Raw genomic sequence first — 17,848 nt, forward strand, 5'->3', positions numbered from 1 at the left:
GTCCTCTTTCTCTATCAATTATATGCCCTATTTGAAATATGCGACGCCGGATTCAAAGATCTTCATATCCTGTTCGCCGTAAATATTGATTGCCACACCATCCGCTCTACGCTCGGAATGTGCCATCTTGCCAAGTACACGTCCGTCCGGGCTTGTGATACCTTCGATCGCGCGGTAGGAACCGTTAACATTCCATTCCTCGTCCATCGTTACATTTCCGTCCAGATCGCAGTACTGTGTCGCTACCTGTCCGTTTGCAAAGAGGGTATTAAGCCATTCTTCATTTGCAACAAAACGTCCCTCCCCGTGGGAAGCCGGGTTTGTATAAACTCCGCCAAGCTCTGCCATCTGAAGCCATGGGGACTTGTTTGTAACTACTTTTGTGTAAACCATCTTGGAAATATGACGTCCAATGGTATTGTATGTCAATGTCGGCGCGTCTTCTGTCTGTCCGACAATCTTGCCGTGCGGAACAAGGCCCAGTTTGATCAGTGTCTGGAATCCGTTACAGATACCAAGCGCAAGACCGTCTCTTTCATTTAAGAGCTTCTCTACTGCTTCTTTCATCTTTGCGTTCTGGAATGCAGTCGCAAAGAACTTCGCAGATCCGTCCGGCTCATCTCCTGCGGAGAATCCGCCCGGGAACATAATAATCTGAGACTGTCCGATTGCCTTTTCAAACTCAGCTACAGAATCGCGGATATCTGCCGCATCCAGATTCCGGAATACCTTTGTAATCACCTTAGCACCTGCGCGCTCAAATGCCTTTGCACTGTCGTACTCGCAGTTTGTTCCCGGGAATACCGGAATAAAGACAGTCGGCTGCGCAATCTTGTGGGAGCAGATGTGAACTTTCTTTGTATCGTAGCATCCGTCTTCCGTGATACGTGCTTCCGGATCTGCCGGCGCCACATATACGGACTCCGGTGCTGATTCTTCACCTGAAACGGTTGCAAATACCTTTTCCAGAGGTGCTTTCCATGCTGACTCTGCTTCTGCAAGTGTAATTTCCGTATTTCCATAAGAGAAGGTACCGTTATCTGTCACTTCACCGATCACTGTATATGTAATCGCAAGTTTTCCGACTTTATCTGCCGGTACTTCTGCGATAATATCTCCAAATCCCGGAGCAAAGAAATCTCTCGGGTCTACATTATGCTCAATCTTGACACCCATGCCGTTTCCGAATGCCATCTTGCTGACAGCCGCAGCAATACCGTGGCGGTCCAGAGCGTACGCGGAAACAATGTTTCCATTCTGAATATCCTCGCGGAACTTGCCGTACTGATCCATTATCTGGCTGTAAACCGGGAGGCTGTACTGATCTTTCTCAATCCGAAGCCATACAAGCTTATTGCCTGCTGCTTTGAGTTCCGGTGTAATAATGTCTCCAACCTTCGCAATGTCCACAGCAAAGGAAACCAGTGTCGGAGGTACATCGATATCCTGGAAGGTTCCGGACATACTGTCCTTTCCTCCGATGGATGGAAGTCCGTATCCGATCTGTGCGCTGTATGCACCAAGGAGTGCCGCAAACGGCTGACTCCAGCGTTTCGGATCTTCTGTCATTCTGCGGAAATACTCCTGGAATGTGAAGCGGATTTTCCGGTAGTCTCCGCCGGAAGCTACGATCTTTGCGATGGACTCGGTCACTGCATAAACTGCTCCGTGATACGGGCTCCAGCTTGAAAGATACGGGTCAAATCCAAAGCTCATCATGGATACCGTATCACATGCCCCTTTCAGTACCGGAAGTTTGGCTACCATGGTCTGGGTCTCTGTCATCTGGTATTTTCCGCCGTGCGGCATGAAGACAGATCCTGCTCCGATGGAACCGTCAAACATCTCCACAAGTCCTTTCTGGGAACATACGTTGAGGTCTTTTAATGTATCAAGCCATGCTTCCTTCACATCCGGAACATCCTTGCGTTCTTCCAGCATGTTGCCGTCTTTTGACGGAATCTCAACAAAGACTTCTGTCTCCTGATGTGCTCCGTTTGTATCGAGGAATGCACGGGAAATGTTGACAATCTCTTTGCCTCTCCAGGAGAGTACAAGACGAGGTTCTTCTGTGACAACTGCCACTTCCACCGCCTCCAGGTTCTCCTCTTTGGCATACTCTAAAAACTGTGCGACATCTTTTGGATCTACTACAACAGCCATACGTTCCTGGGACTCGGAAATAGCGATCTCTGTTCCATCAAGTCCTGCGTATTTTTTCGGCACTTTGTCAAGATCCACTCTCAGACCATCTGCCAGCTCTCCGATCGCAACGGAAACTCCGCCTGCGCCAAAGTCATTACACTTCTTGATGAGACGGCTGACTTCTTCTCTGCGGAACATTCTCTGAATCTTACGCTCTGTCGGCGCATTTCCTTTCTGAACTTCCGCGCCACAGGTCTCGATGGATGCCTCTGTATGTACTTTGGAAGAACCGGTTGCACCGCCGCATCCGTCTCTTCCTGTCCGTCCGCCGAGCAGAATGATGATATCGCCCGGATCGGATGTCTCACGGATAACCGCACGTCTCGGAGCAGCCCCGAGAACAGCACCGATCTCCATACGTTTTGCCACGTAGTCCGGGTGGTAAATCTCTTTAACCATACCTGTCGCAAGTCCAATCTGGTTGCCGTAGGAGCTGTATCCATGGGCAGCCTCTCTGACAAGCTTCTTCTGAGGGAGCTTTCCTTTCATCGTATCTTTCACAGAAACGGTCGGATCTGCCGCTCCTGTCACACGCATTGCCTGGTAAACATAAGTACGGCCGGACAGTGGGTCACGGATGGCTCCGCCAAGGCAGGTTGCAGCGCCTCCAAACGGCTCGATCTCGGTCGGATGATTGTGTGTCTCGTTCTTAAAGTTGACAAGCCACTCTTCTTCCTTTCCGTCCACTTCGATCGGCACTACGATACTGCACGCATTGATCTCATCGGACTCCTCCTGATCCTGAAGCTTTCCTTCTTTTTTCAGCTTCCGCATTGCCATCAGGGCAAGGTCCATCAGGCAGACAAACTTGTCCTCTCTGCCTTTGAAAATTTCACTGTGTGTCTGTAAATATTCCCGGTATGTCTCTTCCAGAGGTTCACGGTAGTCTCCCTCTCCGAAAGTTACATTGGTAAGCTCAGTGGAGAATGTCGTATGACGGCAGTGATCAGACCAGTATGTATCCAGCACACGGATCTCTGTCATGGACGGATCACGCTTCTCCTCTGTCCGGAAATAATTCTGAATATGAAGGAAATCCTTAAATGTCATGGCAAGGCCAAGGGAATCATAAAGCTCTTTTAAGCTTCCGTCTTCCATGTCCTGGAAGCCGTCAAAAATCAGGACGTCTGCAGGCTCCTCAAACTGTGTCACCAGTGTTTCCGGCTTGTCCATTCCGGTTTCTCTGGAATCCACCGGGTTGATGCAGTGCGCCTTGATTGCCGCAAACTCCTCGTCGCTTACGCTTCCTTCGATTACGTAAGTTGTCGCCGTCTTGATTACCGGCTTTTCATCCTCACGGATAAACTGTACGCACTGTACAGCAGAATCCGCTCTCTGGTCAAACTGTCCCGGCAGGTACTCTACGGAAAATGCCCGCTCGTCCTCTTTCATCGGGAAAGTCTCTTTATATAAGGTATCTACCGGCGGCTCCGCGAACACACCGTTGCACGCTCTCTCAAATGTCTCGTCTGACAGATTTTCAATATCATAGCGGATCAGCACACGGACATTGGTCACGCCGCAAATCCCCAGGTAGCTTTTGATCTCGTGTTTTAATGCTTTCGCCTGTACGGCAAAATCCTGCTTTTTCTCTGCATATACACGTCTTACACCGCTCATGAATTTCCTCCATTCTTCTTTTTACAAGATTATTCGATTCTGACCCTAGTGTATCATACTTTTCTTGATAAGTATAATTAATATATTTAAATTTACTTATAAGTTGTCCTAATTTTCTTTTTTCTTCCTCCAGATCCGAAGTCCAATACAGATCAATTCAAAGAAAATCAGAAAAGCAACAAAAAATCCCCCGATCCGCAGTGTCATATCGAAGAAAAATCCTTCCGGAAGCATCCGGATCATATAATCCGTGGCCGGGTCAAACATCCACAGATCATTGTCGAAAAACAGCTCATGGAAAATGACAAAGCACCGGTCAAAGTTCACGGCAATCGCAATTCCAAGAGCCGCAACCAGCGCCAGAAATACCCCGACCGTGATCTCATAAGCCTTCGGCAGAATCCGTTTGAGATCCGCCTTCAAAACGAGCAGAAGCACTACCGCCGCAGCCAGTATAACCGCCGCATATCTTCTGAGGGCAAACCCTCCAAGAAACAGATCCCGGACCTCTCCCATATGGAACCGGTCCTGTTCATTGAAAAAGTCCTGACGCTCCCCATCAATCGTAGTCATGACGGAAAGCTCCTCCCGGTCTCCTCGTAAGTAGGACATCATCTTTTCCGTAACATCCATGATGTCGTCCATCTCCATCGGGAGTGTCTCCTGAATTTCATACTTTTCATATTCTTTCTGGTAAAAACCAAAATCACTGTATGCTGCGATCTCGAAAGCACTCAGCAGTAAAATCAGAATCAGCGAAACCGCTGCCGCTGCTGCCAGAAATCCGTGTAGCACTTTTTTTGTCTTCATTCTTATCGCCGTTCCTTTCTGTCTGTCTTCTTTTCCTATTATATATGCTGTCGGCCTGTCCTTCCAGCAAAACTTTTGTGCCTTGTTTTTTTTCCATTCTTTCCTTATAATAAAACTAGAATTTATAAGGAGGACTTATGATGGATATCAACTATGAATTATATAAAGTTTTTTACTATGTTGCGTCAAGTTTAAGCTTCTCCGAAGCATCCAAGCAGCTTTACATTTCCCAGTCCGCAGTCAGCCAGTCAATCAAGGCTCTGGAAAAGAAACTGGATCAGGTCCTGTTTATCCGGAGTACAAAGAAAGTCCAGCTCACTCCGGAAGGGGAGATCCTTCTGCGCCATGTGGAACCGGCCATGAATCTGATCAAAAGAGGAGAAAACCAGCTTCTGGAATCCGCCTCCACAGGCGGTCAGATCCGGATCGGGGCAAGTGATACCATCTGCCGCTACTTTCTCGTACCGTATCTAGAGCGTTTTCACAGGAGTTTTCCAAGTTCTCACATCAAGGTGACAAACCAGACGTCCATCAAATGCGTGGATCTTCTGGAAAACGGACAGGTGGATCTGATTTTTATCAATTACCCTAACAATTATATCAACCAGCTTTCTACCGTCAAAAAGATCAAAACGTTCCGGGACGTCTTTGTCGCCAATGATTCCTTCTCCCACCTGAAAGGGAAGAAACTTTCCTACCAGGAACTTTTGGATCAACCGATCCTGATGCTGGACCGGAAAAGTACGACCAGTGAATTCCTTCACAGTCTTTTCCAGCAGCATCAGCTGGATCTTGTACCGGAAATCGAGCTGAGCAGCAATGATCTTCTCATCGATCTTGCAAAGATCGGCCTTGGCATCGCTTTCATTCCGGATTACTGTTTAAGCCGTGACCCGGAAGGGCTCTTTATCGTGGAGACAAAAGAAGAGCTGCCAAAACGGCAGCTCCTGATCGCCTACAATGACCGGATTCCGATGTCCCGGTCTGTACAGGCTTTTCTCGATTACTTCTAATCTTTGGATCACAGCCGGATTCTTACGTTTTCGGAGTGTTCTATGGCTGCGTCCTGGTTGCATCCCAGAATGCAGCCACCGCTTCCGCGGTCTGGGGAAGCCGGATGGAGAAAGCCTTGCTCCATTCTCTGGGAAAGACCGCCCGGTACTGTCGAAGCAGGAAACGGTCGTCCAGAAGAAAAATCATTCCTCTGTCCGTATCGGTTCGGATCACCCGTCCAGCCGCCTGCATGACTTTATTCATTCCAGGATACAGGTAGGCATAATCAAATCCGCTCATTCCTTTTTCATCAAAATACTGCTTTAACAGCTCTCTCTCCAGACAGACCTGTGGAAGTCCTGTGCCGACAATCCACGTCCCGATCAGCCGCTCTTCTGTCAGATCGATCCCCTCTGAAAAAATCCCGCCCATCACGCAGAATCCGATCAGTGATCCGTCCCGCTCTTCTTCAAAGTAATTCAGAAATTCTTCCCGTTCTTCCTCCGTCATGCCCGGATCCTGAATCAGGCAGAAAATCTCCTCCTCTTCTTTCTGAAGTGCCAAAAAGGCCTCATACACATCATTTAAAAACCGATAGGATGGGAAAAAGGCAAGATAATTCCCATTTTTCTTTCGAACCGTCTCCAGCATATATCTGGCATACCGCTCGTACATCTCCTCACTGCGCCTCGTATATCGGGTCGTAACATCGCTTCCGATCAGAACCCTTTTATTCTCTTCCGGAAACGGGGTATGGGCATACACCGCATAGTCATCTGTCTGCGTGCTCAACAGCTTCTTATAATATTGAATCGGAAGCAGGGTTGCCGAAAAGAAGATCGTACTGACTCCGTAATTCAGATACTCGCTTAAATTGACTGCCGGATTCACGCAGAACAGCCGGACATAAAACTTCCCTTCTTCGGTAAGCTCCGTATAAATCATATAATTTTCGTCCAGTTTATCATGAATATACAGAAAGTCCCGAATCTCAAAATACAGATCCAGCACCTTCTCCCGAATCTCTTCCTGATTGCACTCTTCCAGAAAACGCTCTATTTCGGTCATCACATTCATCAGACGGAGCACCAAATGGGAGACACTGGAATATAAAGCATGTCCCGGGCATTCCCTTTTCAGTGTCAGAAGCTGCTCATTACACCCGCTGATGGCTTTTCCCAGTTTTGCATCCTCCTCTTTTACCGCTCTTCTGACCTCCAGAAAATCTTCCTTGCAGATGGAGGCACTGTACATGGATCTCCCCCTTTCCACCAGATTGTGCGCCTCGTCAATCAAAAAGAGATACTCCTTCTTCGTTCCTTCTCCGAAAAAGCGCCTGAGATGGGCATTCGGATCAAATACATAATTGTAATCACAGATGACCGCATCAGTCCAGACAGAAAGATCCAGCGCCATCTCAAACGGACATACGGTATGCTTTCTTGCATAGGCTTCAATCTGATCCCTGCTCATATCATCAGTGTGGGTCAGCATATCAAATACCGCATCATTGACCCGGTCAAAGTGTCCTTTCGCATACGGGCAGGCATCCGGATTGCATTCCGCTTTTTCACAAAAGCAGATCTTCTCTTTTGCAGTCAGAGTAATAACCTTGCAGGCCAGTCCCTGCTCCTTTAACGTAAGGAAAGCCTTTTCCGCCACTGTCCTTGTGATCGTCTTGGCTGTCAGATAGAAGATCTGATTCGCCAGTCCTTCGCCAACCGCCTTTACCGCAGGGAACACTGTCGCCATCGTCTTCCCTACTCCTGTCGGCGCCTGAATAAACAGCTTCTTCTTCCTGAGAATCGACCGGTACACCGATACCACCAGATCTTTCTGCCCTTCCCGGTAACCGAAAGGGAACTCCACCTGTTTGATGGACTGATTCCTCTTTTGCCTCCACTCTATCTGAAAAACGGCCCATTTTTCATACCGGTGCACCAGATCAAAAAACCATTTCTTCAGTTCTTCACAGGAAAAAGTCTGATAAAAACGCTTTACTTCCTCTGTCTCCATCTGACAGTAGGTCATCTGTACTCCGATTTCAGAAAGTTCCTTTATGCTGGCGTATATATAGGCATAGCACTTTGCCTGGGCCAGATGCACCTTCTTCGGTTCTTTGATCAGATCCAGATCCTGCAGGATTCCCTTGATTTCATCCACTGCGGTCCGGCCATCCTCCTCAATAATTCCGTCCGCTCTTCCCTCCACTATAATATCCAGTTTCTCACACGGCACGACAATCTGAAGCGGCACCTCCGCATGATATCCGCCTCCCATCTGTCTTTGAATTTTCCGATGAATCCTTCCCCCAAGCAGCATGGCCCCTTTATCCGTTGTGCCTCCCTGTCTGCTGTCCAGATCTCCCTCTCTTAGAATAAACTCCACCAGATTTCGGACCGAAATCCGTACCTTCTCCTCTTTTTTCTCTTCCATCCCGGGTCACGTCTTTTCTTTCATTTTTGTCTAATCTTGTTTATTATAACATAAACACAGTATAAAAAAGAAGTGCTTCCCCGTCTTGTCGGAATGGAAACACTTCTTTTTTATACCCTGCCAAATGCCGCCTTATGCGACACAGAATTTATTCAAAGTTGCTTCAAAATGCGGATCGATTCCAGCATACTGCACAGTCAGAGTTTTGTTCAGATCGAGACTGAAAACGCCTAAAATCGATTTGGCATCTACGATGAATCGATTGTAAAATACATCGATATCAAAATCGCACTTTTCTGCGGATGTGACAAACTCATGGACATCTGCAGGGGTCAATTTGATTTTTCGTTTATGTTCCATTTGAATACACTCCCTTCTGTGTTCCCATGTATTATGCCATCATCTTTTTTGAAAATCAATCTGTAAAAATGCCAGTATTTTCCAGGTTTTCCTCTTTTCTTTGTCGAAACCGCTCAAAAAATCCGCAAAATGAAACTCCTGTCCTAAGACTGCTCTCCGTCCCGGTATTCCATCATTTCGCCCCGGTAGCGCAGCGGCATATTCATCTGCTGAAGCTTCAAATTCTTCCTTTCCTGAATCGTCACGCTCTTTTTAAATCCCTTCCATAATCTCTGCCACTCTTTTTCCTTTTCCGAAAACGATTTTTCTATTTCCCATTTGCGCTCTTCGTCTCTGATAATCAGCCATGGCTTCTGTTGCGGGTGGATCAGAAAAGAAGCATGTGTCTCATCGCAGATCACAAAATCTTCCAGCGGGAACCGGTTGGAAAAATGATCAGCAATCCCCGGAAGGACAAAATTATGCGGTGTAATGCTGGCATAAAGAATCCCTCCTTCCAGCTCCTGAAAACGAAGAAACTCTTTCCACGCATGTGTTTCCCTGCCAACATTTCTGCTCAGTTCAAACACACGGCGCACCTCCGGATGGGAAAGATGCCCCATAATCTTCTTCCCGTCAGGAAGGTTTCTTGCCTCCATCATCATACGAAGAATCGCCGTTCCCTTTCCGGGATCTTCTGAAAGCAAGGCATATCCGACAGACAGTTCAGCCTCCTCTCCCAGATGGCGGTGAATCAGCCTGCGGACTGCCTCTGCTTTCTTTTCATCCTCTCTCACTTCCCGGTACTCACAGAACATCTCCTGCTGCACACTGCCCCAGAAAACAATCCCTGCCTCCTGGTCACTCCTGTCAAAGGTCCACGCATCATAGATGGCGGAGAGTACTCCTGTCATGGTCTCCGTACAGATATATCTTCGTTTCATCTTCCCACTTCCCCGATCTTCATGTCATCAAAAAGCGACAGCTGCCTGTAGGTAATCTCCCCAAGTCTCCCCGGAAGCTTCTCCCTCGGATCCAGAAGATTCCTTAAAATATAATCTTCATCCATCCGTATCGGATACATCATCTTCCCTTTGCATGTCACAAAATAAAGCGCCCGCTTCAACACAACGCCCATTTTCTTCAAATCTGTGAAATCCAGCGTTCCTGTTCTTCTTGCCCGCACAATCCGTCTGGCGGATGTATAGCCGATCCCCGGCACCCGAAGCAGCATCTGGTAATCAGCCCGGTTGACCTCCACCGGAAAATACTCCAGATGCCGCAGGGCCCAGTCGCACTTCGGATCCAGAACCAGATTGAAATTCGGGCGTTCTTCCGATAAAAGCTCCTCTGCCGAAAAATGATAATACCGCAGAAGCCAGTCCGCCTGGTACAATCTATGCTCCCGAAGAAGCGGCGGCCCAAGGTCCGTCCTTGCAGGAAGGGCAGAATCTTCATTCACATGAACAAACGCCGAGTAAAACACCCTCTTTAACTCAAACTTCTGATAAAGAGACTCTGCCACACGGATAATCTGATAATCGCTCTCCGGTGTTGCCCCGATAATCATCTGCGTACTCTGTCCTGCCGGAACAAACTGCGGCGCGTGCCGGTACAGCGCAAGCTCATGTGTATTCTCCTCCCGTTTCTTCTGTACATATCGCATCGGAGATAAAATATTTTTCCGGCTCTTATGAGGTGCCAGAAGATGCAGGCTCTCAGCCGTAGGAAGCTCCAGATTAATACTCATTCTGTCCGCAAGAAATCCCGTCATCCGAATCAGATCCTGAGATGCACCCGGTATTGCCTTTACATGAATATAACCCTGAAACCGGTACTGTGACCGCAGCCGGTATAAAGTCTCATAAATCAGGCGCATCGTATAGTCCGGACTTTTCATAATACCGGAACTTAAAAACAATCCTTCTATATAATTTCTCCGGTAAAACTCAATCGTAAGACGGCAGACCTCATCCGGGGTAAAGGATGTCCGCTCCACATCATTGGACGCACGGTTAATACAGTACTTACAGTCAAAAATACATTCATTGGTAAACAGGATCTTTAAGAGGGAGACGCACCGTCCGTCCGGCGTAAAACTGTGGCAGATCCCTGCTTTCTCGCAATTCCCGATTCCAGTTCCGTCTCCCCTTCTCTGAGTGCCGCTGGAAGTACATGCCACATCATATTTGGCTGCGTCAGAGAGAATGCTCAGCTTCTCATACAGCGTCTTTTCTTTCTGAATCCGAAAACAATCCACGTATCTCCCCTCCTCTTTTCGAACATATGTTCTTTTTATTATGATAGCACATACGTTCGGCATGCGCAAGGAGAAATTAAAAAACTCCATACAGGCAATGTTCTGTCTGTACAGAGTTTCTGATTATTTCCATATGCAGTTTTTCTCCAGCACTTTTACGATTTCCTTTAATCCCTCTTCGTCTTCCTCGGAAAAGCGTCCCACAAGCGGGCTGTCAATATCCAGCACTCCAATGACGTCGTCTCCGTCGTGGATCGGAAGGACAATCTCGGAATTCGATGCGCTGTCACAGGCGATATGCCCTTCAAATTCATGTACGTCGTACACTCTGAGCACCTGATCTTTCTGTGCCGCGGTTCCGCACACTCCCTGTCCCAGAGGGATCCGGATACAGGCTGTCTTTCCCTGAAATGGTCCAAGGTAAAGCGCTCCATCCTCCATCAGATAAAATCCGGCCCAGTTCAGATCCGGGAGTATCTGCCAGAGTAATGCGGACGCATTGGCCAGATTCGGAATAGGACGGCTCTGCGTCCCCGTCAGTGCATCCATCTGTTCTTTTAAAAGGCGATAATCGATCATGATTCCAACACCTGTGCTGCATCGCTTAAGTATGCATTGTTCACCTGGTCAAAGGCTTCGTTTTCCACTGCTTCTGTCAGCTTCGGATCGATCGGAATCCGGCCGAGTACCGGAATCTCCAGTTCTTTTGCAATGTCTTCAATATGACTCTTTCCAAAGACCTCGATCTTCCGTCCGCAGTCCGGGCACTCCAGATAGCTAAAGTTTTCCACGATTCCAAGTACCGGAATATTCATGTCTTTTGCCATATGATATGCTTTCTTTACAATCATGCTGACAAGATCCTGCGGAGATGTCACAATTACGACACCGTCCACCGGAAGAGACTGGAATACCGTAAGCGGTACATCTCCGGTTCCAGGAGGCATATCTACGAAGAGATAATCTACGTCACCCCACATGACATCGGTCCAGAACTGAGTCACCACGCCTGCGATGATCGGTCCTCTCCAGATGACCGGGGTATCTTCTTTCTCCAGAAGCAGATTGACAGACATGATCTTCGTTCCGTCTTTTGCTACGCAAGGAAGCATTCCCTCTTCATTTCCAAGGGCCTGCTCATGGATTCCATACATCTTCGGGATCGATGGCCCTGTGATATCTGCATCCAGAATTCCCGCCGTATATCCTTTCTCAATCATCATTCTTGCAAGGGATGCCGTAACCATGGATTTGCCGACTCCACCTTTTCCACTGATGACTCCGATCACTTTTCTGACCGCTGAATACGGATTCGCCGGTTTTCTGAAATCCTTCTTCTGGCTGGTACATGTCGATGCATGAGCACATCCGGCACATCCTTCTGAAGGACAGCTTTCCTGTTTCTTTTCTTCCGCCATGTCTTTAATGCTCCTATTCCTCTACTGCTGCGATCACTTCGATCTCGCAAAGTACATTCTTCGGCAGTTCCTTCACTGCCATGCAGCTTCTTGCCGGTTTGGATGTGAAATATTTTGCGTATACTTCATTAAATGCTGCAAAATTAGCCATATCGCTTAAAAAGCATGTTGTCTTTACAACATGATCAAAATCTGTTCCTGCTGCTTTTAATACTTCGCCGACATTCTTGCATGCCTGCTCTGCCTGACCTTCAATTGTGTCAGCCTCTACTGTATCCGTTGCCGGATTGATCGGAATCTGTCCTGCTGAGTAAAATACTCCTCCTGATACATATCCCTGAGAATAAGGCCCTAATGCTTTTGGTGCTTTTTCTGTTGCTACTACTTTCATCGTCTGTCACTCCTCTTATCGATATTTACAGTGTATTACTGCATCTTGTTATAGTATAACACCTTTTCTCCTGCTTTGGCAATTGCTAGTGATTGGCTTTCCGGAAAATTTCCAGCACATCGGAAGCGTCGAGCGGGCGGAGTACGGAAAGCCGGACGGTATCATTCATCGTCGCGTCCATAGCCAGCTCTTCCAAGGCCCGTCAGGTTGTTATGGGAAAGACTGCCGCACCACATCAGCTCGCTCATGGCATCATAATCCGCCGGATTTTGAAGCGCCTTTCTTCCACTGTCGATAACGGTCCGCAGAAGTCCCTCCGCGATCTCATCCGTCATCCGGTTTTTCTGGTCCGGAATAAAATACCGTTCCAGTGTGTGCATCATGATATCCGCAATCCCGCATCCGATCTGGTATTTCGGAAGTGTAAAGGTAAGCTCCGGATTCATAATGGCAAAGGCCGGCCGGTTCAGCTCCGTTCCGAGACCCGATTTCTTCCCGATTACTTCATTGGTAAGGACCGCAGAGTCGCTTGTCTCACTTCCCGCGGCCGGAATCGTCAGCACAACGCCGACCTTTGTCGTCCTGGTCAGAGGAACTTTCTTCATCCAGATATCCCAAAGAGGAATCCCGGGATTTGCCACTCCATGGGCAATGGCCTTGGCCGTATCGATAGCGCTGCCTCCACCTACGCCCAGGATAAAATCCACCTTCTCCCGGATCCCTTTTTCCACCCCCTCTTCCGCAAATGCAAGCCCTGGATTTGGTTTTACGCCTCCAAACTCTGCATAGGCGATTCCCTCTTCTTCCAGCGACTTTTCAATCCGCTCCAGCAGTCCCGATCTTCTGGCGCTGCCTCCGCCGTATACAATCAGCGCTTTTGTCCCTCCATGCTTTTTCACTTCTCTGCCGCAGGAAACTTCTGTGTCTTTTCCAAACACAATCTCTGTCGGCACACAATATGTAAAATTCCGCATCTATCGTCCTCCTTCCAAGACTGTTTCTTAGCCTATTTTACCATAATCTTTTTCCTGCTGCCATTTCCCGGTTCATTTTTCAGAAGTATTTGAACTATCACAACAAATATGTTATCCTAAACTACAAAGATACTATATATGGAAGGAGGCACTCTGTTGAAGATACAGGAATCCGCTGAAAATTATCTGGAAACAATCCTGATGCTGGGAAAAGAAAAAGGAAATGTCCGTTCTATTGATATCGCAACTGCTCTTTCTTTTTCAAAGCCGAGTGTCAGTGTCGCCATGAAAAACCTGCGGGAGAATGGATATATTTTGATGGACAAGGACGGCTATATCGCATTGACAGAAAAGGGGCATGAGATTGCTGAGACCATTTACGAGCGTCACACCCTTCTTTCCAGCTTCCTGATGTATCTCGGCGTTTCCAGGGAAACTGCCACTCAGGACGCCTGCCGGATTGAACATGTCATCAGCCCGGAAAGTTTTGAGGCCTTAAAGCAGCATGTATACAGCCACAAGGAAATTATGGATTTAAATGATGTGAAGATGTAGTCAAAACAGGGAGGCATAACCTCCCTGTTTTTTCCTTCCTGTTTAGTTGAGGAAATTTTCAATGATGACGCCTTCCGCTTCCTCCTCATTAAGTCCAAACGTCTGAAGCTTCAAAAGCTGTTCACTGTTGATCCTTCCAATTGCCGCTTCATGTATAATCTGAGCATCCACATTTCTCGCGTCAATCTCCGGAATGGAGCGTACCTGAGCATCATTCATAATAATCGAATCACACTGAATATGGGCATGGCAGGCCGCCTTTCCGACTGCCCTCGGATGGAAGGTCTGGATGGACTCTCCCTTTGCCACGGACCGTGAAATGATCTGTGCCGAGCTTGCATCCCCGTTCATAATCACCTTCATGTTGGAGACCGCTTCCTGTTTATCGTGTGTCATCAGTTTTTCTGTCACGGTAAGACGGCTTCCCGCCTCCATGGTAATATCGGTTTCCCTTTTTGTCGAGTCCACTCCCTCGATCTGTACCGTGTCCATGGTAAAAATGGAGTTTTCGCCGACATAGATATCGGTTACCGGATTTAAGATCCGGGCTCCTGTTCCTTCTCCTTCACCATAATGCTTTTCTTCGTAATGGACGGACGCATTCTTTCCGATATGGAACGTATGAATTCCGTCATGTCTTGCATCGTTGCATCCGGAATTGTGGATTCCACATCCTGCAATGATGGTTACCTTTGCTCCATCCTCAATGTAAAAATCGTTGTAGACAACATCTGTCATTCCGGAACTGGAAACAACAACCGGAATGTGTACCGTCTCTCCGTTCGTATCTTTATCAATATAGATATCAATTCCCTGCCTGTCCTCTTTTTTGCGGATTTTGACATGCTCGCTGTCCCCGTGGCAGATGGAAATTCCGTTTTCACGCAGATTGAAGGCTCCTTCCTGTTTGAATCCTTCCCCGTCAATCATACGAAGTACTTTCTCTGTAATCTTATCCAGCATCATCTTCTTGCACCTTCTTCCTTCTTATACCGCTGCGCCCTGATTTTTCAGGCACTGTGGATGGCTGATGGCTTCTCCTGTCAGATACGGTAGAATCTCCTGTGTTGGTCCGCACTTTGTCACCTGTCCGCCGTCAATAATCATGACACGGTCCGCCATTTGAATAATCCGTTCCTGATGAGAGATCAGAAGCAGACTCTCCTTTTTCTCCGTATGAAGCTTTTGAAATTCTTCTACCAGCATGGCAAAACTCCAAAGATCAATCCCGGCCTCCGGTTCATCAAAAATGCAGAGCTTATGCTTTTTCACAAGAACCGTGGCAATCTCGATCCGCTTCATCTCGCCTCCGGAAAGAGTCGCATCCACTTCCCGGTCCAGATATTCCTCCGCGCAGAGGCCTACCCGGCTCAAAAGCCCGCAGCAGATATGCTTCGGAAGATCCGTTCCCGCAGCCAGGCTCAGCAGTCTTCTGACAGTCATTCCTTTAAACCGGGGCGGCTGCTGAAACGCAAAACCAATTCCAGCTTTCGCACGCTCATAAATCGGAAGACTCGTAATGTCCTGCCCGTCCAGCCAGATCTTCCCTTCGGTCGCTTTATAAAGCCCCATCATGAGTTTGGCAATCGTGGATTTGCCTCCGCCGTTTGGTCCGGTCACAACGAGCATCTCTCCGTCTTTTACTTCAAAGCTGACATCTTTTAGTATTTCCTGCTTTTTTCCATCTTCTTCTATTTCATAAGAAAGGTGTTCTACTTTCAGCATGTTTCCCCATCTCCTTTTATCTGTTCATGATTTAGTATGCCAAAAAGATGCCGTAAAGTAAACACACATTCCTGCTTCTTTACAACATCTTTTTCCTATTTACTGCCGTCTGTCTTCAGCGCCCGCATGGCATTAAGGATTGCGATGACTGCAACTCCGACATCGGCAAAAACCGCTTCCCACATATTGGCCATTCCAAATGCGCCCAGAACCAGCACGAGCGCCTTCACCGCGAGAGCAAATACAATATTCTGGCGGACAATCCGAATGGTCTTTCTGGCAATCGCCGTAATCTTCGCGATTTTGGCCGTATCATCATCCATCAGGACAATGTCCGCCGCCTCAATGGCCGCATCTGATCCCATGCTTCCCATGGCAATTCCCACATCTGCCCTTCCAAGAACCGGAGCATCATTGATACCGTCCCCGACAAAGGCAAGTTTTGCTCTTTTTTCTCCACTGCCGCTCATCTCGTCAAGAAGCTGTTCCACCAGTTCTACCTTATCTCCCGGCAGTAGTTCTGTATAGACTTCATCGATTCCCAGCTCTTTTGCCGCTTCCTCCCCGGCCTCTTTTTTATCTCCGGTTAACATCACGGTCTTTTTCACGCCGGACTGTTTGAGAAGGCGGATTGTCTCCGGCGCCTGCTCTTTGATCGTATCGGAAATTACAACTGTTCCTTCAAATTTTCCGTCCAATGCGAGATATACAACCGTTCCGATACCCCGGTACGGCTCAAACGAGATCCCGTATGTCTGCATCAGCTTCCCGTTTCCGGCAAGAAGCTCTTTTCCCCGGTAAACGGCACAGATCCCGCATCCTGAGATTTCTTTTGCATCACTGATCTTTTCCGGCGTTACATCCTTTTTTTCTTCCAGATATGCTTCCCGTATGGACTGGGCAATAGGGTGATCGGAATACGCTTCCGCCGCGTAGGCAAGGGTTAAAAGCTCCCTTTTCTTCTGCTCCGGGAGAACCTCAGTCACCTTGAATTCCCCTTTTGTCAGTGTTCCGGTCTTGTCAAAAACAACTGTCTCCACATCCGCCATCGCTTCCAGATAATTGCTTCCTTTCACAAGTACCCCGGCCTTGGATGCAGCCCCGATACCACCAAAAAAACTGAGCGGTACAGAGATTACCAAAGCACACGGACACGAAATCACGAGAAAGATACACGCCCTCTGGATCCAGTTACTCCATCCTCCTCCCAGAACGACCGGAGGGAGAATCGCAAGAATCACTGCCGCAATGACAACTACCGGAGTATAATACTTTGCAAATCTGGTAATGAAGTTTTCCACTTTTGCCTTCTTGCTGCTGGCATTTTCTACCATCTCCAGAATCTTGGAAACTGTAGAATTCTCAAACTCTTTTGTCACACGTACATGGAGGATACCGTTTCCGTTAATACATCCGCTGATGATATCGGATCCCGGAGTCACTTTCCTTGGAACCGATTCTCCTGTCAATGCGGATGTATCGATCATAGAAGTTCCATCCACCACCACTCCGTCAAGCGGAATCCGCTCACCCGGTTTAATGATAATCACACTTCCAGTCTGAACATCATACGGATCGACCTGGACAAGCTGTCCATCCTCCTCCATGTTGGCATACTCCGGACAAATATCCATCAGTTCCGCAATCGATGCCCTTGAACGGTTCACCGCATAGCTCTGGAACCATTCCCCTACCTGATAAAAGAGCATGACGGCAACCGCTTCCGCATATTCACCTACTCCAAATGCCCCGAAAGTAGCAAGCGTCATAAGAAAGTTTTCATCAAAAATCTGTCCGTTCCGGATATTTCTGGCTGCCTTCCACAAAATATCCCAGCCTATTACCAGATATGGAATCAGATAAAGAAGAAATCCTTTCGGAAATTCTTTCATTCCTTTCACAGTTCCTGTCTCTTTAAGAATCAAGAGTACTGCATAGAGAAGAAATGCCACAGCAATTCTTACCAGCATCTTTTTCTGCTTTTTCGTCATTTTCCTTTTCCCTTCCGGCAGGCCTGTGCTTCCCACTGCCAGCCTGTATAACCATTCCGGATCCTGGCATTTATCTCAATCCTGGAATTCCGGTATTTTATTAAAACATATGAGCAATTATTCATACATTC

15 protein-coding genes are annotated in these 17,848 nt (G+C 47.7%); 2 read left to right on the plus strand and 13 right to left on the minus strand.

The window, feature by feature from the left end; all coding sequences use genetic code 11:
* Positions 1 to 27: 27 nt before the first annotated feature.
* Both B5E64_RS04675 and B5E64_RS04680 read right to left on the minus strand, forming a co-directional pair.
* Positions 28 to 3,825, minus strand: a complete 3,798-nt coding sequence (locus tag B5E64_RS04675) for a phosphoribosylformylglycinamidine synthase (protein ID WP_087167365.1) — start codon at positions 3,823 to 3,825, stop codon at positions 28 to 30.
* Between the two features lie 108 nt (positions 3,826 to 3,933).
* Positions 3,934 to 4,635, minus strand: coding sequence for a TIGR01906 family membrane protein (locus B5E64_RS04680; protein WP_087167366.1), 702 nt, complete (start codon positions 4,633 to 4,635; stop codon positions 3,934 to 3,936).
* A 140-nt stretch (positions 4,636 to 4,775) separates the two neighbouring features.
* Here B5E64_RS04680 and B5E64_RS04685 point away from each other — a divergent pair, with 140 nt between their 5' ends.
* The gene (locus B5E64_RS04685) at positions 4,776 to 5,648 is read left to right on the plus strand and encodes a LysR family transcriptional regulator (protein WP_171027881.1); all 873 of its coding nucleotides are present in this window, start codon (positions 4,776 to 4,778) and stop codon (positions 5,646 to 5,648) included.
* 40 nt (positions 5,649 to 5,688) lie between these two features.
* Here B5E64_RS04685 and B5E64_RS04690 read toward each other — a convergent pair whose 3' ends face one another.
* From B5E64_RS04690 to B5E64_RS04725, 8 genes are all read right to left on the minus strand, one after another.
* Entirely contained in the window at positions 5,689 to 8,064 is a 2,376-nt protein-coding gene (locus B5E64_RS04690) for an ATP-dependent DNA helicase (protein WP_087167368.1), read from the minus strand.
* A 132-nt stretch (positions 8,065 to 8,196) separates the two neighbouring features.
* Positions 8,197 to 8,424: an HPr family phosphocarrier protein gene (locus tag B5E64_RS04695; protein WP_087167369.1), complete on the minus strand. Its 228-nt coding sequence runs from the start codon at positions 8,422 to 8,424 to the stop codon at positions 8,197 to 8,199.
* Between the two features lie 143 nt (positions 8,425 to 8,567).
* Positions 8,568 to 9,347 carry a TIGR03915 family putative DNA repair protein gene (locus B5E64_RS04700; protein WP_087167370.1) on the minus strand — a complete coding sequence of 260 codons (780 nt, stop codon included), beginning with the start codon at positions 9,345 to 9,347 and terminating at the stop codon, positions 8,568 to 8,570.
* The gene (locus B5E64_RS04705; protein ID WP_242960088.1) at positions 9,344 to 10,663 is read right to left on the minus strand and encodes a putative DNA modification/repair radical SAM protein; all 1,320 of its coding nucleotides are present in this window, start codon (positions 10,661 to 10,663) and stop codon (positions 9,344 to 9,346) included. The genes B5E64_RS04700 and B5E64_RS04705 overlap by 4 nt, the downstream gene beginning before the upstream one ends.
* A 123-nt stretch (positions 10,664 to 10,786) precedes the next feature.
* Positions 10,787 to 11,242, minus strand: coding sequence for a GAF domain-containing protein (locus B5E64_RS04710; RefSeq protein ID WP_087167372.1), 456 nt, complete (start codon positions 11,240 to 11,242; stop codon positions 10,787 to 10,789).
* Positions 11,239 to 12,081 carry an Mrp/NBP35 family ATP-binding protein gene (locus B5E64_RS04715; protein WP_087167373.1) on the minus strand — a complete coding sequence of 281 codons (843 nt, stop codon included), beginning with the start codon at positions 12,079 to 12,081 and terminating at the stop codon, positions 11,239 to 11,241. The genes B5E64_RS04710 and B5E64_RS04715 overlap by 4 nt, the downstream gene beginning before the upstream one ends.
* Before the next feature lie 13 nt (positions 12,082 to 12,094).
* Positions 12,095 to 12,472, minus strand: a complete 378-nt coding sequence (locus B5E64_RS04720) for a RidA family protein (RefSeq protein WP_087167374.1) — start codon at positions 12,470 to 12,472, stop codon at positions 12,095 to 12,097.
* Positions 12,473 to 12,633: 161 nt separating this feature from the next.
* Positions 12,634 to 13,446 (minus strand): iron-containing alcohol dehydrogenase, encoded by an 813-nt coding sequence (locus tag B5E64_RS04725; protein ID WP_087167375.1) that lies wholly within the window; start codon positions 13,444 to 13,446, stop codon positions 12,634 to 12,636.
* A gap of 156 nt (positions 13,447 to 13,602) precedes the next feature.
* On the opposite strand from B5E64_RS04725, the gene B5E64_RS04730 reads away from it, so the two are divergent.
* Positions 13,603 to 14,001, plus strand: coding sequence for a metal-dependent transcriptional regulator (locus B5E64_RS04730; RefSeq protein ID WP_087167376.1), 399 nt, complete (start codon positions 13,603 to 13,605; stop codon positions 13,999 to 14,001).
* A 42-nt stretch (positions 14,002 to 14,043) separates the two neighbouring features.
* Here B5E64_RS04730 and B5E64_RS04735 read toward each other — a convergent pair whose 3' ends face one another.
* The 3 genes from B5E64_RS04735 to B5E64_RS04745 form a co-directional block, all read right to left on the minus strand.
* The gene (locus tag B5E64_RS04735; RefSeq protein WP_343215491.1) at positions 14,044 to 14,964 is read right to left on the minus strand and encodes a SufD family Fe-S cluster assembly protein; all 921 of its coding nucleotides are present in this window, start codon (positions 14,962 to 14,964) and stop codon (positions 14,044 to 14,046) included.
* A 24-nt stretch (positions 14,965 to 14,988) separates the two neighbouring features.
* Complete coding sequence (locus B5E64_RS04740) at positions 14,989 to 15,726, minus strand: ATP-binding cassette domain-containing protein (RefSeq protein ID WP_087167378.1); 738 nt, start codon at positions 15,724 to 15,726, stop codon at positions 14,989 to 14,991.
* A 95-nt stretch (positions 15,727 to 15,821) separates the two neighbouring features.
* Positions 15,822 to 17,717: a heavy metal translocating P-type ATPase gene (locus B5E64_RS04745; RefSeq protein WP_087167379.1), complete on the minus strand. Its 1,896-nt coding sequence runs from the start codon at positions 17,715 to 17,717 to the stop codon at positions 15,822 to 15,824.
* Positions 17,718 to 17,848 lie beyond the last annotated feature (131 nt).

It is taken from the genome of Drancourtella sp. An12 (genome assembly GCF_002160935.1).
GTDB classification, from domain to species: domain Bacteria; phylum Bacillota; class Clostridia; order Lachnospirales; family Lachnospiraceae; genus Sellimonas; species Sellimonas catena.

Excerpts from the sequence above, each read along its gene's own strand:
- B5E64_RS04740 (WP_087167378.1), bottom strand. The coding sequence starts at position 15,726 with ATGCTGAAAGTAGAACACCTTTCTTATGAAATAGAAGAAGATGGAAAA.
- B5E64_RS04735 (WP_343215491.1), bottom strand. The coding sequence starts at position 14,964 with ATGCTGGATAAGATTACAGAGAAAGTACTTCGTATGATTGACGGGGAA.
- B5E64_RS04745 (WP_087167379.1), bottom strand. The coding sequence starts at position 17,717 with ATGACGAAAAAGCAGAAAAAGATGCTGGTAAGAATTGCTGTGGCATTT.
- B5E64_RS04720 (WP_087167374.1), bottom strand. The coding sequence starts at position 12,472 with ATGAAAGTAGTAGCAACAGAAAAAGCACCAAAAGCATTAGGGCCTTAT.
- B5E64_RS04710 (WP_087167372.1), bottom strand. The coding sequence starts at position 11,242 with ATGATCGATTATCGCCTTTTAAAAGAACAGATGGATGCACTGACGGGG.
- B5E64_RS04725 (WP_087167375.1), bottom strand. The coding sequence starts at position 13,446 with ATGCGGAATTTTACATATTGTGTGCCGACAGAGATTGTGTTTGGAAAA.
- B5E64_RS04690 (WP_087167368.1), bottom strand. The coding sequence starts at position 8,064 with ATGGAAGAGAAAAAAGAGGAGAAGGTACGGATTTCGGTCCGAAATCTG.
- B5E64_RS04680 (WP_087167366.1), bottom strand. The coding sequence starts at position 4,635 with ATGAAGACAAAAAAAGTGCTACACGGATTTCTGGCAGCAGCGGCAGCG.
- B5E64_RS04695 (WP_087167369.1), bottom strand. The coding sequence starts at position 8,424 with ATGGAACATAAACGAAAAATCAAATTGACCCCTGCAGATGTCCATGAG.
- B5E64_RS04700 (WP_087167370.1), bottom strand. The coding sequence starts at position 9,347 with ATGAAACGAAGATATATCTGTACGGAGACCATGACAGGAGTACTCTCC.
- B5E64_RS04685 (WP_171027881.1), top strand. The coding sequence starts at position 4,776 with ATGGATATCAACTATGAATTATATAAAGTTTTTTACTATGTTGCGTCA.
- B5E64_RS04675 (WP_087167365.1), bottom strand. The coding sequence starts at position 3,825 with ATGAGCGGTGTAAGACGTGTATATGCAGAGAAAAAGCAGGATTTTGCC.
- B5E64_RS04715 (WP_087167373.1), bottom strand. The coding sequence starts at position 12,081 with ATGGCGGAAGAAAAGAAACAGGAAAGCTGTCCTTCAGAAGGATGTGCC.